A 2,732-nucleotide genomic window follows, 5' to 3' on the forward strand; every position below is an offset into this window, starting at 1 on the left:
AGATATCCTACCAGAACTATTGAAAGTTTTTAGCATTTAATCTAAGTAAAGTTTTGTAACCTGTTTTAGGAAATAAACCGAAAAGGCGGGCGGCGGTTCATTCTACCCAACTTCTTGTAAGTGGCTTACGATATCCTCACACAATATTCCGAATGATTACTAGTTCTAAAACATACATCGGTAGAGGAAACTAGAGAAGGTAAATTTTTTGTGCATTTATGAAATTAATCCAAATACTAAAAGTAGCCATAATTCCTGTTTTGACTGTATTGAGCTTGTTGTCTGCATCAAATAAAGCATTAGCTGACTATTTAAATAGTCAGGGGTCAGGAGGTGATTACCGTTATGAATTATGGTCTACCGATGATAATAATTATTACTATTTGAAAGTTTGGCTATATGAAGCAAGTCCAAACAGTGACCCATATACCACAACTAGAAGATTTCCCTCTAGTAGAGAAGCTTTAATTTATTTTGATTGCAATTACGCTGAGAAAAATTTACCAGAATGTTCTCAATGATAAATTGGAACATAATTTTAGGAACTACAGAGGAAAAACTAAAAGCCTAATTTACTACAGATAGCTGGGCTGGTAGTGAAAATAATTTGTGGCTTGTAATTCGTAATTAAAAAATCAAATTACGAATTACAAACTAGAAATTACACTTCTGCGGGTTGATATTCTTGTTGTCTTTCCACAAAAGTCTGAACGCGAGTGCGGTAGTTTCTCACAGTCTCATCTACCCATTCGCGATCGTTGCTATTTGCATACAAATGCACCAGTGGTTCGCTAGCATCTGGTAAAACTAACAGCCAACTGTCATCATAGGGTTGACAAATTTTCACTCCATCGATGAGTTCTAGGTTTTGGGCTGGGTGAGTTTCCACCAAGTAACGCATCAAAGCACCCTTGGCAGTCCAGGGGCAGCGGACTGTATAAGTTTTGTGAATTACGCGGGGCAATTCTGACCGCGCAGCAGCAAGCGACCGCTCCTGTATAGTCAACATCTCAATTATCTTGGCAATGCAGAACATGGAATCAAATCCCGGATGCAATTGCGGGAAAATAAAACCAGTCTCTCCACTACCTCCCAGCACCACATTCGGATTTTTCTGACAAGCCTCCATTAAGGCTGTAGGGTTGGCTTTAGTGCGAATGACTCTGCCATCGTGGCGACGAGCGACTTGTTCAATAGCACTGGAAGCATGAACTGGCACTACTACTGTACCTCTGGGGTTAGCCGTCAGAATCATGTCTACCATCAGTGCTGTTAACATTTCCCCACGAATTGGGTAGCCTGATTCATCAACTAAAATTAGCTGTTCTCCATTAGCGGATACTTGCACGCCAAAGTTAGCTTTCAATGCCTCCACTACATGACCTAACTGAGTCAGCAATCCTTCGCGATCGGTGATTGACATCGCCGTTTTATTGACACTGGCATTCAATACCACTGCATCAGCGCCAAATTTATCCAACATTTGGGGTAAAACTGCTCCAGATACTGCATAAACATAATCAATCACCACTTTGGCGCGGCTGTTGCGGAGTGTATGAACATGCAACAGTTTCTCAAAAGCAGTGCAGTAGCGCTCCATGACTTGGCTGGGATAAGACACATCGCCAATTTCATGAATTAGCGCCCGCCGCATATCCTCCTTAAAGTAAGCCCCTTCAATTTTCTTTTCCAGGGCTTTGGAGATATTAATGCCCTTGGCATCCATGAATTCAATCAAAATGTAGTCAGGGCGATCGGGATGTACCCGGACGTGGATACCACCAGCTACCGACATTGTGGGTATAACTGTGCGGGCAATGGGGATAGCTGTGGCATCGAGGTTTTGAATATCAATACCTACAGACATTAAACCAGCAATGAGCGATCGCGTCACCATCCGAGAAACATTACGCTGGTCACGGGAAACCGTTACTTTAGAACCAGGTTTCAAGGTAGAACCGTAAGCAGATCCCAATTTAACAGCGAATTCTGGGGTGATGTCGATATTAGCTAAACCTTGGACACCACGTTGCCCAAATAAATTTCGTTGGGCGGTGTTTCCCCAAATCAAGTTAATGTTTAAAACTGCCCCTGACTCAATCTTTTTACTGGGCCAAACACGTACACCAGGGCTAATTTGCGCTTCTTCTCCCACTGTGGAAAGCGAACCCACCACAGCAGCTTCTAATACATGGGCACGGCGGTCTATACGAGTGCCACGGGAAATTACACAGGCAGAAAGATGTGCTTCCTCGCCAATAAATGCCCCATTCCACACGATGGGACGTTTGAGACTAGCATCAGCACCAATAGTGACATTATCCCCAATTACGGTTCCTGCCTCAATCTGTACTCTTGCCCCAATCCGGCAATTGTCACCAATCACTGCTGGGGTTTCAATCACAGCCGTCTGGTCAATATAAGTATTTTGACCCACCCATAACTCATGAGAAACCTCTTTGTAGGCAAAATCGAGATTTACCTTCCGATCTAAAGCATCATACTGAGCTTCTCGATAGGCATCTAAGTGACCAACATCACACCAGTAACCTTGAGCGATGTAACCATACATTGGCTCATCTTTTGCTAGTAATAAGGGAAATAAGTCTTTAGAAAAGTCGCATTCAATGTTTGCTGGCAGATATTCCAAAACTTCTGGTTCGAGAATGTAAGTGCCAGTGTTGACGGTATCGGAAAAAATTTCACTACTAGAGGGTTTTTCTAAAAATCGC

2 protein-coding genes are annotated in these 2,732 nt (G+C 42.8%); one reads left to right on the forward strand and one right to left on the reverse strand.

Annotated features, from left to right (window positions below):
• Positions 1-218: 218 nt before the first annotated feature.
• Complete coding sequence (locus tag IQ229_RS22850) at positions 219-521, forward strand: hypothetical protein (protein ID WP_194047680.1); 303 nt, start codon at positions 219-221, stop codon at positions 519-521.
• Between the two features lie 140 nt (positions 522-661).
• Here the strand turns inward: IQ229_RS22850 and IQ229_RS22855 are convergent.
• Positions 662-2,732, reverse strand: a 2,071-nt coding sequence (locus IQ229_RS22855) for a mannose-1-phosphate guanyltransferase (RefSeq protein WP_194047682.1), incomplete at its 5' end; no start/stop codon positions are given.

The organism is Nostoc cf. edaphicum LEGE 07299, assembly GCF_015207245.1.
Classification (GTDB): domain Bacteria; phylum Cyanobacteriota; class Cyanobacteriia; order Cyanobacteriales; family Nostocaceae; genus Nostoc; species Nostoc edaphicum_B.

Excerpts from the sequence above, each read along its gene's own strand:
- IQ229_RS22850 (WP_194047680.1), top strand. The coding sequence starts at position 219 with ATGAAATTAATCCAAATACTAAAAGTAGCCATAATTCCTGTTTTGACT.